Origin of the sequence: Paenibacillus sp. FSL H7-0350 (genome assembly GCF_038593195.1) — a bacterium.
Taxonomy (GTDB): domain Bacteria; phylum Bacillota; class Bacilli; order Paenibacillales; family Paenibacillaceae; genus Paenibacillus_AQ.
Map to the genome: position 1 here is coordinate 1,262,247 of NZ_CP151972.1, position 21,376 is coordinate 1,283,622.

Annotated in this window: 20 protein-coding genes; 2 read left to right on the top strand and 18 right to left on the bottom strand. The window is 49.9% G+C overall.

Going from position 1 to position 21,376, the window contains the following annotated elements; translation table 11 throughout:
• Positions 1-46 precede the first annotated feature (46 nt).
• From NYE24_RS05845 to NYE24_RS05915, 15 genes are all read right to left on the bottom strand, one after another.
• Entirely contained in the window at positions 47-817 is a 771-nt protein-coding gene (locus NYE24_RS05845) for an NUDIX domain-containing protein (RefSeq protein WP_036699096.1), read from the bottom strand.
• 140 nt (positions 818-957) lie between these two features.
• On the bottom strand, positions 958-1,410 hold the full coding sequence (locus NYE24_RS05850; RefSeq protein ID WP_036699099.1) for a YlbF family regulator: 453 nt from the start codon (positions 1,408-1,410) through the stop codon (positions 958-960).
• Positions 1,411-1,434: 24 nt separating this feature from the next.
• The gene (gene miaB / locus NYE24_RS05855) at positions 1,435-2,985 is read right to left on the bottom strand and encodes a tRNA (N6-isopentenyl adenosine(37)-C2)-methylthiotransferase MiaB (protein WP_076158415.1); all 1,551 of its coding nucleotides are present in this window, start codon (positions 2,983-2,985) and stop codon (positions 1,435-1,437) included.
• A 669-nt stretch (positions 2,986-3,654) separates the two neighbouring features.
• On the bottom strand, positions 3,655-3,963 hold the full coding sequence (locus NYE24_RS05860; RefSeq protein WP_342478281.1) for a hypothetical protein: 309 nt from the start codon (positions 3,961-3,963) through the stop codon (positions 3,655-3,657).
• A 62-nt stretch (positions 3,964-4,025) separates the two neighbouring features.
• On the bottom strand, positions 4,026-6,227 hold the full coding sequence (locus NYE24_RS05865) for an ABC transporter permease (protein ID WP_342478282.1): 2,202 nt from the start codon (positions 6,225-6,227) through the stop codon (positions 4,026-4,028).
• 29 nt (positions 6,228-6,256) lie between these two features.
• Positions 6,257-6,955: an ABC transporter ATP-binding protein gene (locus tag NYE24_RS05870; RefSeq protein WP_342478283.1), complete on the bottom strand. Its 699-nt coding sequence runs from the start codon at positions 6,953-6,955 to the stop codon at positions 6,257-6,259.
• A gap of 449 nt (positions 6,956-7,404) precedes the next feature.
• Positions 7,405-7,716, bottom strand: a complete 312-nt coding sequence (locus NYE24_RS05875; RefSeq protein WP_342478284.1) for a cytidine deaminase — start codon at positions 7,714-7,716, stop codon at positions 7,405-7,407.
• A 91-nt stretch (positions 7,717-7,807) separates the two neighbouring features.
• Complete coding sequence (locus NYE24_RS05880; RefSeq protein ID WP_342479205.1) at positions 7,808-8,152, bottom strand: DMT family transporter; 345 nt, start codon at positions 8,150-8,152, stop codon at positions 7,808-7,810.
• 43 nt (positions 8,153-8,195) lie between these two features.
• Positions 8,196-9,059 carry an IS3 family transposase gene (locus tag NYE24_RS05885; protein WP_342477601.1) on the bottom strand — a complete coding sequence of 288 codons (864 nt, stop codon included), beginning with the start codon at positions 9,057-9,059 and terminating at the stop codon, positions 8,196-8,198.
• An 11-nt stretch (positions 9,060-9,070) separates the two neighbouring features.
• Positions 9,071-9,388 carry a transposase gene (locus tag NYE24_RS05890; RefSeq protein ID WP_342477600.1) on the bottom strand — a complete coding sequence of 106 codons (318 nt, stop codon included), beginning with the start codon at positions 9,386-9,388 and terminating at the stop codon, positions 9,071-9,073.
• 331 nt (positions 9,389-9,719) lie between these two features.
• Positions 9,720-10,814, bottom strand: coding sequence for an NADH:flavin oxidoreductase (locus tag NYE24_RS05895; RefSeq protein ID WP_342478285.1), 1,095 nt, complete (start codon positions 10,812-10,814; stop codon positions 9,720-9,722).
• A gap of 525 nt (positions 10,815-11,339) precedes the next feature.
• Positions 11,340-12,185: a rhamnulose-1-phosphate aldolase gene (gene rhaD / locus NYE24_RS05900; RefSeq protein WP_342478286.1), complete on the bottom strand. Its 846-nt coding sequence runs from the start codon at positions 12,183-12,185 to the stop codon at positions 11,340-11,342.
• 70 nt (positions 12,186-12,255) lie between these two features.
• Positions 12,256-13,512, bottom strand: a complete 1,257-nt coding sequence (rhaA, locus tag NYE24_RS05905; RefSeq protein ID WP_342478287.1) for an L-rhamnose isomerase — start codon at positions 13,510-13,512, stop codon at positions 12,256-12,258.
• Positions 13,513-13,527: 15 nt separating this feature from the next.
• Positions 13,528-15,000, bottom strand: a complete 1,473-nt coding sequence (rhaB, locus tag NYE24_RS05910; RefSeq protein WP_342478288.1) for a rhamnulokinase — start codon at positions 14,998-15,000, stop codon at positions 13,528-13,530.
• Between the two features lie 29 nt (positions 15,001-15,029).
• Complete coding sequence (locus NYE24_RS05915; RefSeq protein WP_076158409.1) at positions 15,030-16,181, bottom strand: iron-containing alcohol dehydrogenase; 1,152 nt, start codon at positions 16,179-16,181, stop codon at positions 15,030-15,032.
• Between the two features lie 265 nt (positions 16,182-16,446).
• Between NYE24_RS05915 and NYE24_RS05920 the strand changes: the two genes are divergently transcribed.
• Positions 16,447-17,202 (top strand): DeoR/GlpR family DNA-binding transcription regulator, encoded by a 756-nt coding sequence (locus tag NYE24_RS05920; protein ID WP_342479206.1) that lies wholly within the window; start codon positions 16,447-16,449, stop codon positions 17,200-17,202.
• 53 nt (positions 17,203-17,255) lie between these two features.
• Entirely contained in the window at positions 17,256-18,311 is a 1,056-nt protein-coding gene (locus NYE24_RS05925) for an ankyrin repeat domain-containing protein (protein WP_342478289.1), read from the top strand.
• 32 nt (positions 18,312-18,343) lie between these two features.
• On the opposite strand, the gene NYE24_RS05930 is transcribed toward NYE24_RS05925, so the two are convergent.
• The 3 genes from NYE24_RS05930 to gnd form a co-directional block, all read right to left on the bottom strand.
• Positions 18,344-19,636: an L-serine ammonia-lyase, iron-sulfur-dependent, subunit alpha gene (locus tag NYE24_RS05930; RefSeq protein ID WP_036699114.1), complete on the bottom strand. Its 1,293-nt coding sequence runs from the start codon at positions 19,634-19,636 to the stop codon at positions 18,344-18,346.
• Between the two features lie 106 nt (positions 19,637-19,742).
• On the bottom strand, positions 19,743-19,937 hold the full coding sequence (locus NYE24_RS05935) for a hypothetical protein (RefSeq protein WP_036699115.1): 195 nt from the start codon (positions 19,935-19,937) through the stop codon (positions 19,743-19,745).
• Positions 19,938-20,469: 532 nt separating this feature from the next.
• A complete protein-coding gene (gene gnd / locus NYE24_RS05940) occupies positions 20,470-21,363 on the bottom strand; it encodes a phosphogluconate dehydrogenase (NAD(+)-dependent, decarboxylating) (protein WP_342478290.1) in 894 nt (297 codons plus the stop codon).
• Between the last annotated feature and the right edge of the window lie 13 nt (positions 21,364-21,376).

The window sequence follows — 21,376 nt, forward strand, 5'->3', positions numbered from 1 at the left end:
GTAGGATAGCCTCCTAAAAGGTAATGGGCCTGCACTTCCCGGCAGCTTACGTATAAATGGATAATAACGGCTCATGGTCCGTGAACATATAGAGCTGTGCCGGGCGCTGGGAGTATTGATTGGAGCTGAGCGGATTCCCCGCTTCATCGCTCACTTCTTTTAATATACCCTGACGGCTGCGTGTTGACGTAATTTTGCGGATAAAATTCGGTTCTTTGAATTCCGGCACCACCGTCTGGATCACCTGGTACAGCTCGCTCAGCGTGAAATGGCGCGGCAGGAACTGCCGGGCAATCGTCGTCTGCAGCATCTGCTGCTGAATCCGCAGGTAGGCATCGGTAATAATATCATGGTGGTCAAAAGCCAGCTCCAGCTCCTCCAGCGCTTCCTGCAGTGTGAACAGGCCAACCTCGCCTGCATCATCCGAAGCCTGCCGCTGCTCCAGCATCCACTCCTCGACCAGTGCAAAGAAGGCATGGCTGATAATCCAGCCGCGCGGATCACGGCCCGGCTGGCTGTAGACGCCGAGATATTCCAAATGTCCGCCGTCCACGCCTGTTTCTTCCTTCAACTCGCGCGTAGCGGCATCATAGATCGATTCATCCTCCTGGCAAAAGCCGCCCGGCAGGGCCCACATGCCTGCACACGGCCATTTTTTGCGCCGGACCAGCATCACCTTCAGCTCGCGCAGCGGCAACGTCTTCGTGACGGTCTTCCGCTCGCGCTTGGTTAGTGTAAACATGACAATATCCGCCGGAACGCCATCCGGTGTGCGGTACTTCTTGGCGTTATAGGTTTGTTCCGCGTTCTCAGTCACTATAGATCATCCTTTGCCGTGCTATTGTTTGTTGTTCGTATCTTTTAATGTACCAAACCTGTCCGCCCAAAATCAACCTGAGCCGGCCCGCTTGCTATGTAAAAAGGGACGGATTCACATCCGCCCCCGGGGTGTTCGCCTTAATCTCCGCATGTGGACGGCGGCGCCTCGGTGCCTGCTTCCACATTGATTTTATCCGAAACGGTATCCCTGATCACTGAAATCACCATCTGCAGCAGATAATTGATATCGCTCTGGCTCTGCTGGAACTCGTTCACAACCGGGATACTGTCGATTTCATCCTGCAGTTCTTCGATCTCACGTTCAATCTTCTCGACCATGGCCTGGTTCTTGAAGCTCTCGAACGCCACGATCTCCTTCTGCTTCTTCTTAATCGTAGCAATGAGTCCCTGCACACGCTCGTGATTCAGAATCTTCTGCTCAGCCTGCTGGAAATGACGGACCTCCTCACTGGTGGAGATGAGTGCAGCCAAGTCCTTCGCCTTGCCCATAATATCCTCCCGGACAATTAAATCACGGGTATTGTGGGTCTGCATGCCATATTCATTCAGTCGTGCTTCTTCCTGGCTCATTCTTCTCGCCCCATTTCTCTATAATTAGAGGACCGCTGCGGCTTCCGCCAGATAGTCCCCCTGGATGTACCAAGTCTTCGCGCCGGTAATGCTCACCTGCACCAGCGTGCCGATCAGGGAGGACGGGCCTTCAAAATGCACCAGCTTACTGTCACGGGTACGTCCGGCCAGCATCCGGGCATTATTCTTGCTCTCGCCTTCCACCAATACCTCCACCCGCCGGCCCAGCATCCGTTCATTCCCCAGCCGGCTCTGCTCCTTGATCAGATCATTCAGACGCTGGAGACGCGCGCTCTTGACCTCTGACGGAACATTATCGTCCATGCCGGCTGCCGGAGTCCCTTCACGCGGAGAATAAATGAAGGTATACGCCATATCATACCCTACTTCGCGCACCAGGGACAGTGTCTCCTCGAACTGCTCCTCCGTCTCACCGGGGAAGCCGACAATAATATCGGTAGTCAGCACCGCATCCGGCACGTTTTCCTTTATTTTACTGACCAGCTCCAGATAGGCTTCACGGGTATATTTGCGGCTCATGCGCTTCAGCACAGCTGTGCTTCCCGACTGCACCGGCAGATGGATATGCTCCACCAGATTGCCGCCTTTGCCCAGTACATGAATCAATTTGTCGTCAAAATCACGCGGATGCGAGGTCATGAACCGGATACGCGGAATATCGATTCCCCGCATCTCGTCCATCAGATCGCCGAAGGTATAATCAATGTCGGTAAAATCCTTGCCGTAGGCATTCACATTCTGCCCCAGCAGCGTTACTTCCTTGAACCCTTGGCGGGCCAGCTCCCGCACCTCGGCAATGACATCCTCCGGACGTCTGCTCCGCTCCTTCCCCCGGGTGAACGGCACAATGCAGTAGGTACAGAATTTGTCGCAGCCGTACATAATGTTCACCCAGGCACGCAGACCCTCCCGCTTCTTCGGCAGATTCTCAATGATGTCGCCTTCCTTGGACCAGACCTCAATGACCAGCTCACGGCTGAACACCGCTTCCTTGATCAGCTCCGGCAGGCGGTGGATATTATGTGTGCCAAAGATCAGATCCACGAAGCCGTACCGGCTCATGATCCGGTTGACCACGCCCTCCTCCTGGGACATACAGCCGCAGATCCCCAGGAGCAGGCCGGGCTTCTCGAGCTTCAGTGTTTTGAGATGGCCCAGTTCTCCGAATACCTTATCCTCCGCATTCTCGCGGATCGCACATGTATTAAGTAAAATAATATCAGCTTCGCTGCGTTCTTCCGCCGCCTGGTAACCGAGCTGCTCCAGCATTCCCTTCATCGTCTCCGTGTCATGCTCATTCATCTGGCAGCCGTAGGTGGTAATATGATAGCTCTTGCCTGCACCGAAATCTGCCATCTCCGGTGGAATGTCGAAATGATAGTGCACCTCGATCTCTTCCTTGCCCCGCCGCTTGCCCTCCTTGTAATCGGGCTGGCTGTTGATCTGTACGTTTCTGCCTTTGATCCGGTAAGTGGTCTTGCCTTCAGTCTCGCTGATGATCTTGGCATCTGTGAAATCGAAATACTGCCCGTAATCCTTGCTCCCCTTCGCCATGCTAACGTCACATCCTCTGCTGATGTCCCCATATTTTCCGTGCTTTTCTAATGTCAAATTATATCATAACGCTGGGATAACTTAGAAGTATCCGGCTTATTATTGTAAGAAGTAGTTAATAAAACTCATAAAAAACCTGTCTATGTATGATAGGACCAAATTCTATAGTATTAAGGGGACTATGCTAGTAATAGAAGTATGAGGACAAGTAAAGAGCGAGGATCTGCTTAGTAGCAACGAATTTATCATATTAACACATGATATACAAGCACATTACCCTTCTCATAAAGCATATAGCTAATCTCTGTGTCTAGACACGTCTTTAGAGTTCCCACTGTTCCATTGCGTTTGACGAAAAGCCACTCTTACTGACACTAGCTATTTTACAAAGATAATCCACCATCTTTTCTAATTGGTATTTACGGACATTACTTTTAATGAGCTCGAAGCGCTCTGTGGGCGCCCGCGTTTGTTCTGCTTGGCTTGTTTCTCGAGCACTTCGAGCTTTTTTAGGAACTTATTCTCTGCTTCTAAGAGCTTTATTCGTGCCTCAATTCTGGGACTGCTCTTTCCAGAACCACCTTTATTAAAGATTTCCGATGGAGTCTTCCCCTTCAAAGTGTCCATCTTTCAAGTCACAGTTCAAACAAAAGAATCGGCATTTTTTAATCAAGTATAATATTTATTAAAATAAGCATGTAGTATCCTCTCCGACATATTTACCCCAATATCAATAGATTCGCAACTTTTTGGTATGAATTCAAATGATAATCTCTTGATAAAAGAATCTGAGTATAAATCCTCAATAGAAACGCCCTCAAATATCTTTATTAGCTTAGTATAAAGATCTACTGATGCAGCAGAATCATTGGTTTGAAAATATACATTTTCAATCACCCCCTGATTACAATTTATGTAACAATCCACCATTTCTCCACTTAACCATTTCAGCTCTTTAATTTCTAAATCTTTCGCCATAGGTCCACTTCCTTTTGATAACTGAATATAAAAAACGCATACCTCATAAGTCGTGTTAATAGTCACTCCGCTCTTGACTTCAATGTGTCTACCATAGAGATATCAATGACCTTCCTACGACTGATCCGACTTGAAATATGATACGTTATGAAAATGATGAGAAACGCAATAAATATATGAATTGTATTCAAGCGCACGGGAATCGTCAATTGCATTTGAGCACCAAGAGTACTAAAAAAGAATTCCATCGCTTTCATTATTAGGGGCAACGCCAACAGATAGCCTAATAACACCAAAAAACTGTTTCCACTTAATAACAAAGTGTAAATTCTCTTCTGACTATATCCCAACACTTTTAACAAGGAAATGGTTTTATGATTCTCTTCAATGATCATAGAAGTGATTATATAGATAATTATCAGACCTATTATAAAAGCTATAACAGCTACAACACCGATCATAGACTCAATAGGGCGGATAACTGTACGGTAACTATTAATCAATTCATCTTTTTTCACTTCTGAAAGTAAAGTTCCTTTCTCCAGATTCAACTTTTCGTAGGACATAATCTGCATATAACTCCCTACAGGATATCCATTTAAGATGTTAAACTGAGAAATTGGCATGAAAATAGCGTTTCCAATGTAGGTATCTGCTATCTGATCAACGCGCACTTTATACTGCTTTGCGTTCAGCTTATTCTGGACAGCCAATTCATCCCCTATACGTAAATTCAACGTATCCGCCAAGGGTTTAGTTACAATCACTTGATCTTTGTTGATTTCATTTCCCTTTCCATCCACTAGACGAATGAATTCCGCGTCAGGTTCAATTCCATACACCGCTATTTTTGTTTCGTTTTGCTCCTGCGCTACAATCACATGTGGTGAAGCAGAGAGAATTTCCCCTATCTTCGGTTTTCCGGACTGAGGAGATTTAAAAATATAGTTGTAATTATATTGATAAGTCTCTTCATAACTATCTTTCACAAAATAATTCAACGAATCTTTTGTGGCAAATCCGAACAATAGAAGTAAGGAAGAAAATGTAATACCAAATACCAGGAGTAGCGAAACCGGAATATTTCGTACAAACTCCCTAATCCGATACTTCACATTAAATGAGAATTTGTCTAATTTAAGATTACGCTCCAAAAAGTTGACCTTAGCGAGATGTTTCCCCCCACTTATTAATAACAAGGGAGGCATCTGAAGTCCTTTCCTTAATACAACGTAAGTTGTCGGCAATACAATTACAAAAGGAAGCAAGAAGCTCACCCAAATATAATTAACATCGTAGTGCATTGTAACTATAGGTAAATTGAATTTGTAATCTAGCAAAGAGGCTATCGGATTTGCGATGAGAAAACCTGCTGCTGTTCCCGCCATACTTCCCGCTAAACATAAAATCAGAGAATACATTAAATAGTGCCGAGCGATTTCTCCTTTTCGGTATCCGAGTGCATAGAAAGTCCCAATTTGAACAAACTCATTTTTGAGAAGCCTCCACTGAACAATTGAAATTAACACGCATGTTAAGATTAGAACGACTATCGGTACTACTTTACCGACCAAAATAAAGCTATCAATTGTTCCATCAATGTCTTTAATACGAGGGTTGTCCGATTGATCCATCCATTTGACGATAGAGTTGGATTGTGTAAGATAATTTTGGAATTCTGATTTATTGTCCTTTTGAAACTTAACACTGTAAAAAGACACAACATTAGGAAAATGATTCATGTCTGACTTGGAAACCACTGCAACTCCAAATGCATTCGCGTCAAAAATCAAGTCCGTTTCAGACTTTAACATTAGGATATAGTCAGGTAAAGCTACATAACCCACAATTTTATAATTTTCCCCTTCAATATCCATGCTACTACCAATAGGGAGATCATGGGCTCTAGCATATTTGGGGTCCAATAAAATCTCCCCATTTTGTTGTAGTTTTTGTCCCTTGACCACAGAATAAGTATCTATTTTTTCGGTGGAATTTAGGATTCGCAAGGTGGAGGATGGAGTGAATTGATAATCATAGGAAACTCTTTCCTCCAATTGAATTTGATAGTCCTTTTCGACTTCCGAAACTGAAGATACCGGGTCCTTAACAATGAATTGGGCATCTTCTACCACATGCTCGTTTAAATAACGATCAACGCTTCTATCGACACTAGCACCAGCGAAATTCAAACCAACAAACAGCATACATCCCAAAACGATTAGAATAAATGAACCCAAATAACGTGTTTTATATTCGAACATCGTTCTCCTTAATTTACGAACTAAGACCATTACCATTCAATCCTCTCCGCTGGTAATCTATTTTCATTAATCACATCCTCGATAATTTCACCGCTGCGGATACGGATAATTCGATGTGCCATATGTGCAATCGCCTGATTGTGCGTAATCAGTAGTATCGTCGTATTGAATTGTTCATTAATTTCCTCAATTATTTTCAATATATCTTTGGAGGTCTTGTAATCTAGTGCGCCTGTGGGTTCGTCACAGAGAAGTAGTTTTGGATTTTTCACCAAGGCTCTGGCAATGGATACCCTTTGCTGCTGTCCTCCGCTTAGTTCCCGGGGAAAACGATGCTTCATTTCATTCATTCCAACAGCCTTAAGCATTTCATCAATGCTTAAAGGCTGCTTACTAATGTTTGCCGACACTTCTACGTTCTCATATACCGTCAAATTCGGTATAAGATTGTAGAACTGAAATACAAAACCGACACACTCTCTCCGGTATTCGGTCAATTGGGAATCATTACACTTGGTGATATCCCGGCCGTCTATTTCGACAGTCCCTTGATTAACCAAATCCATTCCTCCGAGGATATTTAATAAGGTAGACTTCCCAGAACCCGATGGCCCAAGTATAACGGCGATCCGTCCCTGCTCTAAAGTTAAACTCACATTATTTAGGGCTTTAAATAACACATTACCCGATTCATATTCTTTTGTGATATTTTGTATATCGACAAACATAGGTCAACCTCCCTTTTATTACATTATAAGGTATAAAATCTATACTTTCATATATTTATCTTTACAGCATCACTTTACTATTGCGACAAATAAATTTCTCAATTTCTTTTTTCACGATAGTAATTGATCGTTGCTCAAGCATGTTTAAATGATCGCTAGGAGCCTCAACGATTTTCAGATTTTTAATTAATCCTTGCCATGGCTCAGCCGCCGCTGGTCTAAGACAAGCATAAACTCCCCATGCAGTATAAAGTAAGTGACGGCGGCACGTGATTCAGCGTAAATTCGTAGATGACGAGAGCTATACCTACGGGCGGTCTGTCTCTCCTGCAGCGTGCTGCGCTTGATTGACCCGTATATTCCACTTTCTACACGAGAATCTGAACGCAGATGTTCCACAGGTTGTCGAAACCTGCGGGAAGGCGGAGGTACTCTATTGTAAGGATAGCTTAATGATGCGGCATAAGTTCCTTGATACTAATCTTCTCCACTCCGTTTACCGTCTCTAGCAGTACATAGATATCAGGGGCAAAACGTACCATTATCTCCCGGCAATTGCCGCATGGAGGAAGCAGAATCCCTCCTTCGCTTTGCGTTCTGGTTGCAACGATAGTCTCAAATTCCCTTTCCCCTGCCGTAATTGCAGCACCGATGGCAATAAACTCCGCACATGAGCCGTGAATCGAGTACAAATTGACTCCGGTGTAGATTTCACCATTCTTACAGCGCACCGCCGCCCCTACCGTATGACGTTCATTCACTCCATCGAAGTTGCGGTCAATGACCTTAATTGCTTACTGGATCAGTTCCAGATCTCTCTGCTCAATCTTCATATGTAATCTCTCAGTCCCTTTATTTATGTTTTTTTCTCTCCGATATAAACAATCCTGTTAATGTAAGTACAATTCCAATCACGGAGGCTACTGTCAATATTTCCTGAAGAACAATAACAGAAGTAACAACAGTTATTACAGGAACCATATATATGTATACGCTTGTTTTTACAGCACCCAATATTCTGACCGCTGAGTTCCATGTTACAAAGCAAAGCGCGGATGCTGCCAACCCCAGAAAAAGAATGTTAAATAGATGGTTTGGTGTCAGCAGCTCATTCAGGGTTGGCTTAAATCCAAATATGAACAAGGCCGGAATCATAAATACCAATCCATATAAGAAAACTCTCCGCGTTGCCTGAATCGTATTATATTGAAACCTGGACCTCTGTCAAGAAAGTAGACACTCACGCAACAGATTTTGTAGTGAATTGTTTTGCAAAACGAGCGGGGGAAAGATACCCCAGCGCGCTGTGCATTCGCTTGCGGTTGTAATAAAACTCAATGTATTGAAAAATGGCTGTGTATGCTTGCTCCGGATCTTTGAAACGCGGGTTACAGTAAATGAGTTCCTTCTTTAAAAGACTATGCCAAGACTCAATACATGCGTTATCGTAGCAGTTTCCTCTGCGGCTCATGCTGGACTCCATATGGTACGTCTTTAACTGGTCGACATATTCTTTAGAGGTATATTGAGACCCACGGTCCGAGTGGTGCAGCAGCCCCTTGCCAGGTTGCTTTGCAGTGTATGCTGCCTGTAAGGCGTCCAGAACCAGACGGGTTTCCATGTGGTTGTACAACCGCCACCCTACGATTTCACGCGTGCATAGATCCATCACGCTGGCCAGGTACAAGCGCCCTCCCCGGCAAGGGATATACGTGATGTCGGTCACCCATACGGTATTGGGTTTCAGTACTTTAAAGTTTTGATTCAGCGTGTTCGGTGCAATAGGGTTGTTATGCTTAGAGTCGGTGGTTTGTACACGGTAGGGCTTAGACACGACCGAGCGCAGCTGCATTTCTCTCATGTACACACTCACGGTACGTTCCGTGACCGTATAGCCTTCCTGATGCAACAGACGGGTGATTTTCGGACTCCCATACCGCTTTTGGTGGTCGTCAAAATGATATTGGATTCGCTTCTGCACCGCAGCCTTGTGGAGTTCTTGTGGGCTGGGTTTGGCGTTATACCACTTGTAATATCCGCTCCTGGACACCTGTAGAATGATGCACATCTTCTCCAAGCGAAACTCGGAGCGATGCTTCTTCATGAACTGGAATCTTAATTCCTTGGTTTGCTGAAGATGTGCACTGCTTTTTTTATGATCGCTAATTCTTCCTTTGTATCGGCAAGTTGGACGTCTTTTTCCTGGAGCTGGCGGCGCATCTCTTGGAGCTCTGCTTCAAGTTCCCGTACCCGATCCTTACTCGCGGCCGGTTCATTCTTTAGCTCCCGATATTGCCCCATCCATTGATGCAGTGTACTTTTCGGAATATCAAGCTCTTCCGCGATGTCACCAATGCTCTTCGTCTGTTCTTGAATGAACTTTACCGTTTGCTTCTTGTATTCTTCGTTGTAGCGTTGTCGTTGTTCTCCCACGTGAACACACCTCCGTTGCCCCTATTATCGCTCCGTCCGTTAACGGGTGTCCACTTTCTATTCTAGCTCCAACCCGCTGATTTTCTTCGTTAGAAAGGATCTGAAATGATGTCATAACGAAATAAGTACCGGAAACGGCTGGATATGCGGTCTTTCAAACGAGGGTATTCGTTCCAGCGAGAAATAGAAGAATGATTCATGGAGTAAAATCAATACAGCCTGGCGCTTATATTTGCAAAAAAAACACTCTATGCGGACAGCCATCAGCAGATAAACCTGGGTTTATCTCAAATGACTATGCATAGAGTGCTATATTCTCCAACTCTATCTATTAATACAAATTCTTCGTGGCATCGGAGGTGAAATGATTGATCTCATGAATCGCACCCGCCTGTACCTTGGCAGGCCAAGCCGGATCGCTGATCAGGGCTCTGCCGACCGCCACCAGATCGAATTCACCCTGCTCTAGCCGCTCCAGCACGCGTTCGATGTTGTCCCCCTGATTCTTCTCCGTAACCGGGCTTGGAAAAGCGCTGTCCAGGCCGACAGAACCCACTGTAATCGCAGGCTTGCCTGTAATCTTCTTCGTCCAGCCTGCCAGGTTAAGCTCCGAGCCTGCGAATTCCGGCTCCCAGAACCGCCGGGTCGAGCAGTGGAAGATATCCACGCCCGCATTGCTGAGCGGAGCCAGGAAGCGGGCCAGGTCCTCAGGAGTCTCAGCCAGCTTGGCGTCATAGGCTCCGGCTTTCCACTGCGAGAAACGTAGGATGATCGGGAAATCCGGTCCTACCGCGCGGCGGCAGGCATCGACCACTTCCACCGCAAAGGTGGTGCGCGCTTCCAGATCGCCGCCGTATTCATCGGTCCGGCGGTTGGTCTTCTCCCAAAAGAACTGGTCGATCAGATAGCCGTGGGCACCGTGCAGCTCAATTCCGTCGAAGCCGATGGCCTTGGCAGCTTTCGCCGCCTTGGCAAAGGCACTGACGATGGCCTGAATCTCGCTCTTCGTCATCGGCTCCGTGACCTGCTCTCCGGCCAGACTCAGCCCGGATGGGCCAATCGGCAGCGCCGAAGTGTTAGGCCCTTCACCGATGCTACGGGCCATGCCGACATGCCAGAGCTGTGGCATGATCTTGCCCCCGGCGGCATGCACCTCACGTACGACCTGCGCCCAGCCCTCCAGGGCGGCTTCGCCATGGAAGTTCGGGATATCCTGATGGCTGACCGCCGCCGGATGATCGATGGCCGTGCCTTCGGTAATGATCAGGCCCACCCCGCCTTCCGCTCGGCGGCGGTAATACGCCGCCACCTCAGGGCCAGGTACGCCCTCAGGTGAATGCACCCGGGTCATCGGTGCCATAACTACGCGGTTGCTTAGGGACAAGCCTCCGCTTTCAAAAGGTTCAAACAATGCAGCAACATTCATAATCCATAAGCCTCCATTTCATACGATGATTACTTGATAATTACTTAAAGTAAGCATAGTATGACGGTTCCTGGCGGCAAATGCAAATGACTGTCAATCAAATAGATTCGATAAGAATTTATGGGTAGTAGTGCAGCAGCTTTAATTTTGTAAAGCTCTCTCAATTCGCCTTCAGGAATAGCCTCACTAGACAGGCGTATTCTTCGTGGGCGTTTGGTTTGGCGTAACGGACTAAGCAGCACTTATTCCGGTTGCAAATCAAAATTCGGGCAAGCAACGGACCCCATCGACCTTTTTCACCGATAGTATGCTCCTAAACATCGTTTAGAGAGACGATAAGGTCCACTCGGTCCGTTTCGCCGCACAAAGCGGTGTTTTCCTGGGAATAAGGTCTCTCCGGTCCGTTAGTACCAATTCGCTTAGGTTAACATGGGAGTTAGAATAGACTTACAGGTATAGGATGAAATTAAACTTTTTCGCTGCTTTTAAGTGTACATTCTACAATTATCCCTGTGCCGCATCAGGTCATACATCCAGAATGCCGGCTTTCGGAGTCACCCGGAAGGCTGCAGCCAGATCAGCCAGCTGCTGATCGGTAATCTTCTGCTTAATTTCTCGTCCGCCGATCAGATTATAGACGATGGCGGCCTTCTCAATGGTCTCTACTAATCCGAACGTCGCATCCATAGTCTGGCCGGTCACGAAGATGCCATGCTGCGGCCAGATGACCACGCGGTAATCCTTCATTTTATCCGCGGTGGCCCGCCCGATCTCACTACTGCCCGGAACCATCCAGGGAATGACGCTGACGCCATCTGGGAAGACCACCAGACATTCCGTGCACATCTCCCACAGAGTCTTGGTGAATTTCAGCTCATCCAAATCATGGGTGAACGTCATGGCAATCACGTTCGTTGCATGAGTATGCAGCACAATCCGGTGCGCGGGATCTACCTTCAGCCGCTCGATGTGGCTCATGAAGTGGGAAGCAAGCTCACTGGTCGGAACAGCGCCGCTGCGCAGTCCCCACAATACCTCCACACTCTCGCCGCTGCTGCTGACACGCAGTACACCAAGGTTGGCTTCCGGGTCCTTGATCACATTACGGAAATACTTGCCTGATCCGGTAACGATGAAGTATTTGCCCGCCAGCTCCGCGACAGGGAAGGTAAGGCTGATCGTACGCAGCGGCTCGCGGATATTGATATATTTGGCTACCTCTTCTTCATCCAGGAGGTAACTTACATTGCCCCCGTTCAGCTCATCCCAGCCCAGCGACCACATGTGATGGGTAATTTCGGACATTTCCTCGATAAAAGGTGCAGTGACGCCGGATATATACCCCTTGGATTCAATTACGGATGTACTCATATGCTCTCTCCTTCTATATGCCCCTTCAGCGTGCGGGTACTTGTTATTTTGTGTTTTCAGCAGCTTGATCTTATCTTAGAGCCAATACTTCCTGCTCATAGCTCTTCACTTCAGCCAGCCACCCCTCGCGGACCGGGGTTCCCTGCGAAGCGCAGTAGTAATCCCAGACGGCACCGAACGGATAGGACTTGAATTCTTCCACCAAGGCCAGCCGCGAGGTGTAATCTCCAGCCCGTTCAATGGCCCGAAGCTCCTCTACCGGCTCCAGCATGGCGCGCAGCAGGGCCTTGATCGTATTGCGCGTGCCGATTACCCAAGCCGCCAGATGATTGATACTGCCGTCGAAGAAGTCGAGGCCGATATGCGTGCGCGGCAGCAGATCCCCGCGAACCAGCTCGCGGGCAATCTCCAGCAGCTCATCGTCCATCGTGACTACATGATCACTGTCCCAGCGGACCGGTCTGCTGACATGCAGCAGCAGCTGCTCGCTGAACATCAGGATGGAGCTGAGCTTGTTCGAGATCACTTCCGTCGGATGGAAATGTCCGGCATCCAGGCAGATGGCCTTGCCGCGTGTCAGGCCGTAGCCCATGTAGAACTCATGCGATCCGACCACGTAGCTCTCCGAGCCGATACCGAACAGCTTGCTCTCCACGGCATCGATCGTGTACTGCGGATCCATCTCCTCGCTGAAGATTTCATCCAGCGATTCCTTCAGGCGCATGCGCGGTGCCAGCCGGTCCACCGGAGTATCCTTGTAGCCATCCGGCACCCAGAAATTCGTGACACACGGCTGGCCCAGCTCGCGGCCGAAGTGCTCGGCAATGCTGCGGGAGGCCTTGCAATGCTTAATCCAGAAGCTGCGGATCTCTTCGTCCGCATGGCTGAGGGTGAAGCCGTCCGCCGCCTTGGGATGCGAGAAGCAGGTCGGATTGAAATCAAGACCTAATCCCTGCTCCTTGGCCCATTCTACCCAGTTCGTGAAATGGCGCGGCGCCAGCTCATCCAGATCCACCTGTTCCTTCGTATCGGCATAGATCGCATGCAGATTGACCTTATGCTTGCCGGGAATCAGCGAGAGGGCCTTCTCCAGATCCTGACGCAGCTCATCCGGTGTACTGGCCCGGCCGGGGTAGCTGCCAGTCACGGCAATGCCGCCGCTCAGCTCTTTATCCTTGAACAAGAAGCCCCGTACATCGTCGCCCTGCCAGCAGTGCAGAGATACTTTGATCTGCGCCAGCTTCTCCAGTACCTCATCCGTATGAATCCCATGGGCTGCATATAATTTCTTGGCTTCGTTGTAGCTGTTAATGATGCTCTGATCCATGCTGTTGCCTCCTAATTACGTATTGTGAACATTCGCTCCCGGTTGAAGCTGCTCCCAGCGGATCAGCAGCTCCGCCAGCTGAGGAACCGGTTGCGGCAGATAAGACGGAATCGCGAAGGACTGGCTGATGATCTGCCTGGCTTCATGGATATCAGCCATGCGGCCCGCCTCAATCATCTGCACAGCCAGATTACCCAAGGCTGTGGATTCGGTCGGTCCGGCCAGCACTTCCCTGCCGGTAACATCCGCTGTCAGCTGGCACAGCAGACTGTTGTTAGCTCCACCTCCTACAATCTGCAGCACTTCTATGCAATCCCCGGTGAGGTCTTCCAATTCAGCCAAATAGCTGCAGTAGGATAACGCCAGACTGTCGAAGATACAACGGGCCAGCTCGCCCGCCGTCTGCGGCACAGGCTGACCGCTCTCCAGGCAGGCCTGGCGGATCTCCTGAATCATATCGCCGGGCTTAAGAAACCGCGGATGATTGCAGGGAATCAGGCTGCGAAAGGCTGCGCAATCAGCGGCCTGCTCTGCCAGTTCCGCGAAGCTATACCTTTCGCCGTCCAGTCTGCGAACTTCCTGGATCAGCCAGAGGCCCATAATATTCTTCAGGAACCGGTAAGTCCCGTAAGCGCCCCATTCGTTGGTATAATTGGCTGCCATCGCTCTGCTGTCATTGAGCGGGTGATCCAGCTCTACTCCTAGCAGAGACCAGGTCCCGCTGCTAAGATAGGCTGACGAACGGTCCTTCTGAGCAGGCACACCGAGTACCGCAGATGCTGTGTCATGTGTGGCCACGCAGATCAGGCGGCATTCCGGCAGATCATACTGTTCCACCAGCTCCGCTGAGAGGAAGCCAAGCTCTTCCCCAGGCTCGGTCAACGGAGCAAATTGTTCACGCCGCAGACCCAGGAATTCCAGCAGCTCCGCATCGAAATCACGGGTCGCAAGATTCAATAGCTGCGTCGTTGAGGCATTGGTAGCCTCGTTCATCTTCCGTCCGCCGAGCCGGTAATAGAGATAATCCGGCACTAGCAGAATCTGATCGGCTGCCTTCAGCTCTTCCTGGTCATGCGCATATAGCTGATAGAGTGTATTGAAGGGAAGCTGCTGTATTCCGGTCTTGGCGTATACCTTATGCGGCGGAAGCTGCTTCGCGACCTCCTCCATCACCCCGTCCGTCCGGCGGTCACGGTAGGCATAGACCTCGTTCATCCGCTTGCCTTCGGCATCCAGCAGCACATAATCTACCGCCCAGGTGTCAATGCCGAGGGTGCATTCGTGAATGCCTCTTAGCTTCGCCTGGTGCAGACCTTTAATAATTTCATCCAATAAATAATCCATATCCCAGAAGCAGGAGCCGTCCTGCTCCGTGAAGCCATTGCTGAAACGGTGAAGCTCCGCAAGCTGGAGTCTCCCGTCCACGAGCTGTCCAAGTACAAGCCGTCCGCTGGAGGCGCCGATATCGACGGCGATATGATAGGTCATAGGGAATCTCCTATTCTATGAAAGGTGATTTACAGAATTTTGCGGAATAACGCGATTACTTCATCTTTGGTAGGAATAAAAGGGTTACCAGGTGCGCAGGCATCCTTCATTGCATTCTCAGCAAGCAGATCGAGATCTACTTCAGCAACACCCAGCTCGGACAGCTTGGCAGGAATGCCAACCTCCTTAGACAGGGCCTTGATCGACTCGATGACGTAATCCGCACATTCCTTGTCGCTTCGCCCTTCGGTCTGCATACCGGCAGCTCTGGCGATCGCTCTGAATTTCTCCGGCACATGCTTGGCATTCTCTTCTTCCACGTATGGCAGCAGCATCGCATTGCACACGCCGTGCGGCAGATCATAGACCCCGCCGAGCTGATGGGCCATGGCATGCACGTAGCCTAAGCCTGCGTTATTGAAGGCGAGGCCGCCGAGGAAGATGGCATAGACCATCTGCTCACGCGCTTCAATATCGTGTCCATTCGTCACCGTCCGCGCCAGATTGGCGAAGATCAGCTCCACCGCAGCCAGAGCGGTAGCATCGGTTACCGGATATGCGCCTGGAGTGACCAGCGCTTCAATTGCATGCGTCAGGGCATCCATGCCCGTAGCCGCCGTAAGTGCAGCGGGCTTATCAACCATCAGCTCCGGATCATTCACCGAGATGGTGGCGATACTGTTCTTGTCTACCATGACCATCTTGATCTTGCGCTCTTCATCCGTAATCACGTAATTGATCGTCACTTCACTTGAAGTCCCGGCCGTCGTGTTCACCGCGACAATCGGCAGAGATTTGTTCTTTGATTTGTGAACGCCTTCATACTCTGCAATATGCCCGCCGTTAGTGGCAACAATGCCGATGGCCTTGGCCGTATCCTGCGGCGAGCCGCCGCCGATAGAGATCAGATAGTCACATTCGTGCTGCTTCAGAAATTCCACGCCGTCATGAACATTTTTGCAGGTAGGATTCGGCTTCACTTCATCATATACCACATACTGAATTCCCGCTTCATCCAGCACAGCCAGCAGCCTTCCGGCGATTCCGCTCTTCATCAGGAATTTGTCTGTGACCACAAGCGCCTTCTGCAGATTCAGCTCTTGAATGTACGGGGCGATGTCCTTCAGACAGCCCTTTCCCATAATGTTAATTGACGGCACATAATAGACATGAGTACTCATTGCTTAACCAGCCTCCCGGGCACATAAATAGTTAATGAACACTGTAAGCATACATTCAACCTGTTGACCTTTTCATCGTATCGCCGTTAATCTGTGTTGTCAACACTTTAAACACTATTTAAGTTGTTTTTATTTGTTTATTGTTTGTTTTATGGAGAATAAACGATTATTATTGTGGGTTTCAGAGCAAATAAGGTTCATTATGTTGTACAACACAGAAATTACAGTCTATATTAAGACTATCAACTCTGGAAAGGTGATACGTATGCTCGCTGCCGAAAGACGCAAAAAAATAATCGACCTTGTCCATCAGGACAAACGGGTGCTGGTGTCCGATCTCAGCCGGATGTTCGAGGTGACAGAGGAGACGATCCGCAGAGACCTGGAGAAGCTGGAGAAGGATGGCATTGTAAGCCGGACCTACGGCGGAGCCATGCTGAACAGGCATACCAATGAGGACCTGCCTTTTCTGACCCGGGGAGCACTCAATACGGATATCAAACGCAGAATAGCGATCCAGGCGCTGGATCTGATTAATGACGGGGATACGCTAATGGTGGACCCCAGCTCGACCTCGTTTGAATTCCTGAAGCTGCTGGGTAATAAAAGTAATCTGACGATTATCACCAATTCGATCAACATTCTTCATGAGTTCGCGAGCTCAAGCCACAGCATTATTTCTACAGGCGGCTCACTCCGCCACCGTTCCCTGTCGCTTGTCGGCCCTGTAGCCCATGAGACCATCCAGCGCTACAATGTGGACACTGCCATAATCAGCTGCAAGGCTCTGGATATGGACCGCGGGGTCACCGACTCCAATGAACCGGAATGTGAGCTGAAGAAATATATGCTGCGCCAGGCACACAAGGTTGTGCTGCTCGCAGACCATACCAAGTTCGACCAGACAGCCTTCGCCAGGCTCGCAGAGCTAAGCCGGATCGATGTGCTGATTACCGACCGCAAGCCTTCAGAAGCGTGGCTGATGCTGTTGTCAGAGAAGAATGTGGAAGTGCTGTACTAAGTTCATGAGAGATCTATCATAGGAGATTCATCTTAGGGAGGAGAGTTAATCAAATGGGCAAAAAGAGAATAACCTTACCCGCGGACTTCCGCGAGCTGGTGAAATCAGGGGATATCGATCAACTTAAGGCTGTTTTTGAGAAATGTGACTGGAATGCAACCTTGGGATCCTACAAAGAACCCGCGCTCAGCATCCGGCAAATTCCGGATGAGCTGGTCCGCTGGCTGGTGGAGCAGGGTGCTGACATCAACGCCAGGGATAAATATCAGCGCACTCCGCTGCATTCGCAGGCCGGACACTGGTCGGGTAATATCCCGCTGTTCCTTGAGCTTGGTGCTGAGCTGGAAGCTCTGGATTATCAGGACGAGACCCCGCTGCACGCCGCTGCCAACTACTACCGGACTGGGGCGATCCGTGATCTTATCGCTCACGGTGCCAACATCCATGCTGTGAGCAAGCGCGGGAATACCCCGCTGGCGAAGGCCTTGATCAATTGCCGGAATGCTGATATCACCGCCATGGCTGAGATCGCCCAGGTGATGCTGGAGGCGGGGGCAACTCTTACTCCAGAGATGAAAGAGTCGGTACAATCAATCGGCAAAGCATTTGAATTCAGCAAAGCTAATTTCAATAAAGACTACCTGGATGAAACTGTAACGGCCCTGGACAAGCTCTACAAGCTGTTCGGTGTGGAGCCTGTAGCCGCGAGAGTGATGCATGACGGTGTTTCTAAGATCGAGGTTAAGAGCACAAGGTGGCAGGATCAGCATCAAGAGCTATGGGAGGCGCTCATCCCCGGCTCAGGACCCGCACTTACCGTACAAGGGGAGGTCATTCGCATCACTGGGCGGATCTCTTATGAAATCATGAATAACGGCGGAGGCAACTGGGGTGCGGATTTCCGTAAAATGCTCAGTGCGCTGCTTCTGCACTTCGCCTCAGGCATACCTCTGGACCCTGCGCAACTGAAGGAAGCTGCGGAATTAGCCGGTTACCTGCGCCAAGGCAACGGCAACGATGAACCAGCCAGATTATGCGAATTGGCCGTGAATTGGGTGCTAGCCAATCCACAGCCTGTTTCCTTACCGCAACCAGATTACAAACGCTAAACGCTGAGACATTCCAGTGCTTGTCCTGATCCTTATGAAGAAGCGGCTCCCTTGGAGAGCATAATATTCAGAATGGCCTGGTCTGTGGCGGCAAGCCCCTCCTGGACCAGGGTCTCCATATTCTTGATCGTATCCTCCACCTTCTCGAAGATGACACCGTCATTCAGACTCGCGGAGATATTGTTCATAGCCAGGGTGGCAGACTGAATGGCTGCGTTGGTGGCCGTGGAGATTTTGAGTGCACAGGTTGGCTTCGCACCATCGCAAATCATGCCTGAAGTAGAGGCAATCGTATTCTGGATGGAGTGTTTGATCTGCGCCAGCGTTCCGCCCATCAGATAAACAATACCGCTGCCCGCCCCTACTCCGCCGGCAATGCCTGAGCCGCAGAGCGGGGACAGACGGCCAATGTAATGCTTCACATGAATGGTAATCAGATTGCTGAGCGCCATCGCTCTGGCCAGAGTCTCCTCATCCTTGCCGAGGAGCTCGGCCAGGGCAATGACCGGCATAGTGCAGGCAATCCCCTGATTGCCGCTGCCTGCCGTAGTCATTACCGGCATGGCACTGCCGTCCATGCGTGCATCGGATGCCGCTGCCGTTGCGGCGATAATCCGGTTCGCCACATCCGCGCCGAACAGATTGAGGGCGGATTGCTGGCTCATTTTCCGGCCCACCTGGAGGCCATATTCCCCGCGCAGCCCTTCCTCCGAGATCGCCTTATTCATAACCGCTCCCTCAAGCAGGAAACGAAGATCCTCGAATGGTGTATTCTGAACGAAGGCATAGATATCTTCGAGTGAGACCGAGTATACCTCAGGGTCCAGACTATGCGGGTCGCCGCAGTCGGCCTTGTCCATTTTCGGCTCAAGCCGCTGGCCATCCTTCGCAAGATAATGCACATTCGTGTGCTCTTTTACCAGGATTGCTGTGGCGGTATGGTTCTTGCTGTGTACTCTCGCTTCTATATATAGCTTCTCCGGCGTATCCTTCAGCTCAACCTCCAGCAGCTTACGCTCCAGCAGTCCCTCTGCACTTGCCAGCTCCGCCGGGGTCAGCCCGGACAGAATCTCAAGCTTCCGCTCCGAGCGGCGCACCACCGCACCCAAGGCCGCCGCTATCGGCAAGCCCGTCTGGCCTGTACCAGGAATCCCTACGCCCATCGCATTCTTGATGATATTGCCGCTGAGCAGCAGCTGAATCGCCGTAATCTCCTCTTCCACCAGTTCAGCGGCCAACGAGACGGCATAAGCCACTGCAATCGGTTCGGTGCAGCCTTCTGCGGGCATAATTTCTTTGTGTAGTACTTCCAGTAGGTTAATCATCTGTGCATCACCATTCCCTCTGTCTGTCGATCTATGTCTGTATCTATATCTATTTCTTTATATAGTACATCAGATAGACAGTCCGGGGAATCCCCGTTATTACCCATCACCCGCCCAGCTTCACCAGCCGCTTCAGCCCTTCCGTACAGGCCCAGCCGCCCGCTCCCGCCAGAATCGTATTATGAAATAAGCTCCAGGCCAGCGAATACGTCATACTGCCAACAATCACCTCGACCACAATAAACCGCAGGATATCCCGCTTCGTGATCAGATAGACTCTGAATTCCTGATTGTGCGTCACCGGTCACCCCTTCTGTCTATTTCAAAATATAAGGATTATATATTACGCCAGAACATATATGTTTCAAGCTACAAATTGTCCTTCCATTTCTCGCTGAAACGGTGCCGCCTGAAAAGGACGGCAAAACCGTTATCATATATGTTTCTGTACTTATATGCTGTCTGCGGGTTGTCTGATTCTCTGTGCCAGGCACAAGAAAGAGCAGTACTTCTCCAATGGGCTACATTGCTGGAAAAGTACTGCTCTGGTGCCAGATTGCTTAGTTGGCGGGGATTCGGCCGATTCAGGTGCACTAGTGCTCTTCATTTGCACGATTGGCGGGGATTCGGCCGATTCAGGTGCACTAATGCTCTTCATTTGCACGATTGGCGGGGATTCGGCCGATTCAAGGGGATGTATCCCTTTCACTTCCCGTACAGCCAACTTGCAGCCCGGCTTCCGGCCAAATCCAAAACAAAGAGGCTGCCCAAACAGCCATTGCATGGCTATGGACAGCCCCCTGATATCAACGCTTCAGTCTAGTTACTTCTGCTTACTTCGACTCCACCGCATGGCCGCCGAATTCGTTACGCAAGGCGGCGACGACTTTGCCGGTGAAGGTGTCGGTCTCCAGCGACCGGTAACGCATGAGCAGAGCCATGGCAATGACCGGCGTCGCTGCTTGAAGGTCGAAGGCTGTCTCCAGCGTCCAGCGTCCCTCCCCGGAGGAATGCATGACGCCTTTGATGTCTTCCAGCTTGGCATCCTTGGAGAAGGCGCGTTCGATCAGCTCCATCAGCCAGGAGCGGACGACCGAGCCGTTGTTCCAGACGCGGGCCACCTGCTCGAAGTCGAAGTCATATCCGCTTTTCTCCAGCACCTCGAAGCCCTCACCGATCGCAGCCATCATGCCGTATTCAATGCCGTTATGCACCATCTTGAGGAAATGTCCGCTCCCGGATTTGCCGGCGTACAGGTATCCGTTCTCTACCGCAGTGTCACGGAACAGCGGTTCAACGACCGTCCACGCTTCCTCATCGCCGCCAACCATGTAGCAGGCCCCACTCCGCGCACCTTCCATTCCGCCGGAGGTTCCCGCATCCAGGAAGTGAATTCCATGGGCACCCAGCTCTTCATGACGGCGGATCGACTCTTTATAATGTGAGTTACCGGCTTCAATGATGATATCTCCCTTGGATAATAGCGGCGTCAGTTCAGCAATAACCGAATCTACAAAAGTATGGGGAACCATAATCCAGAGAACTCGCGGGGAATCAAGCCGGCCCGTAAGCTCCTCCAGGCTTGCTGCCCCTGACGCACCACGTTCGGCCAATTCCTGCACCGCAGCAGGATTCACATCATACGCTACCACTTCATGGGCATGCTCCAGCAGGTTCTGGCCGAGATTGAAGCCCATTTTGCCTAGTCCAATTAAACCGACTTTCATTACGAATCCCTCC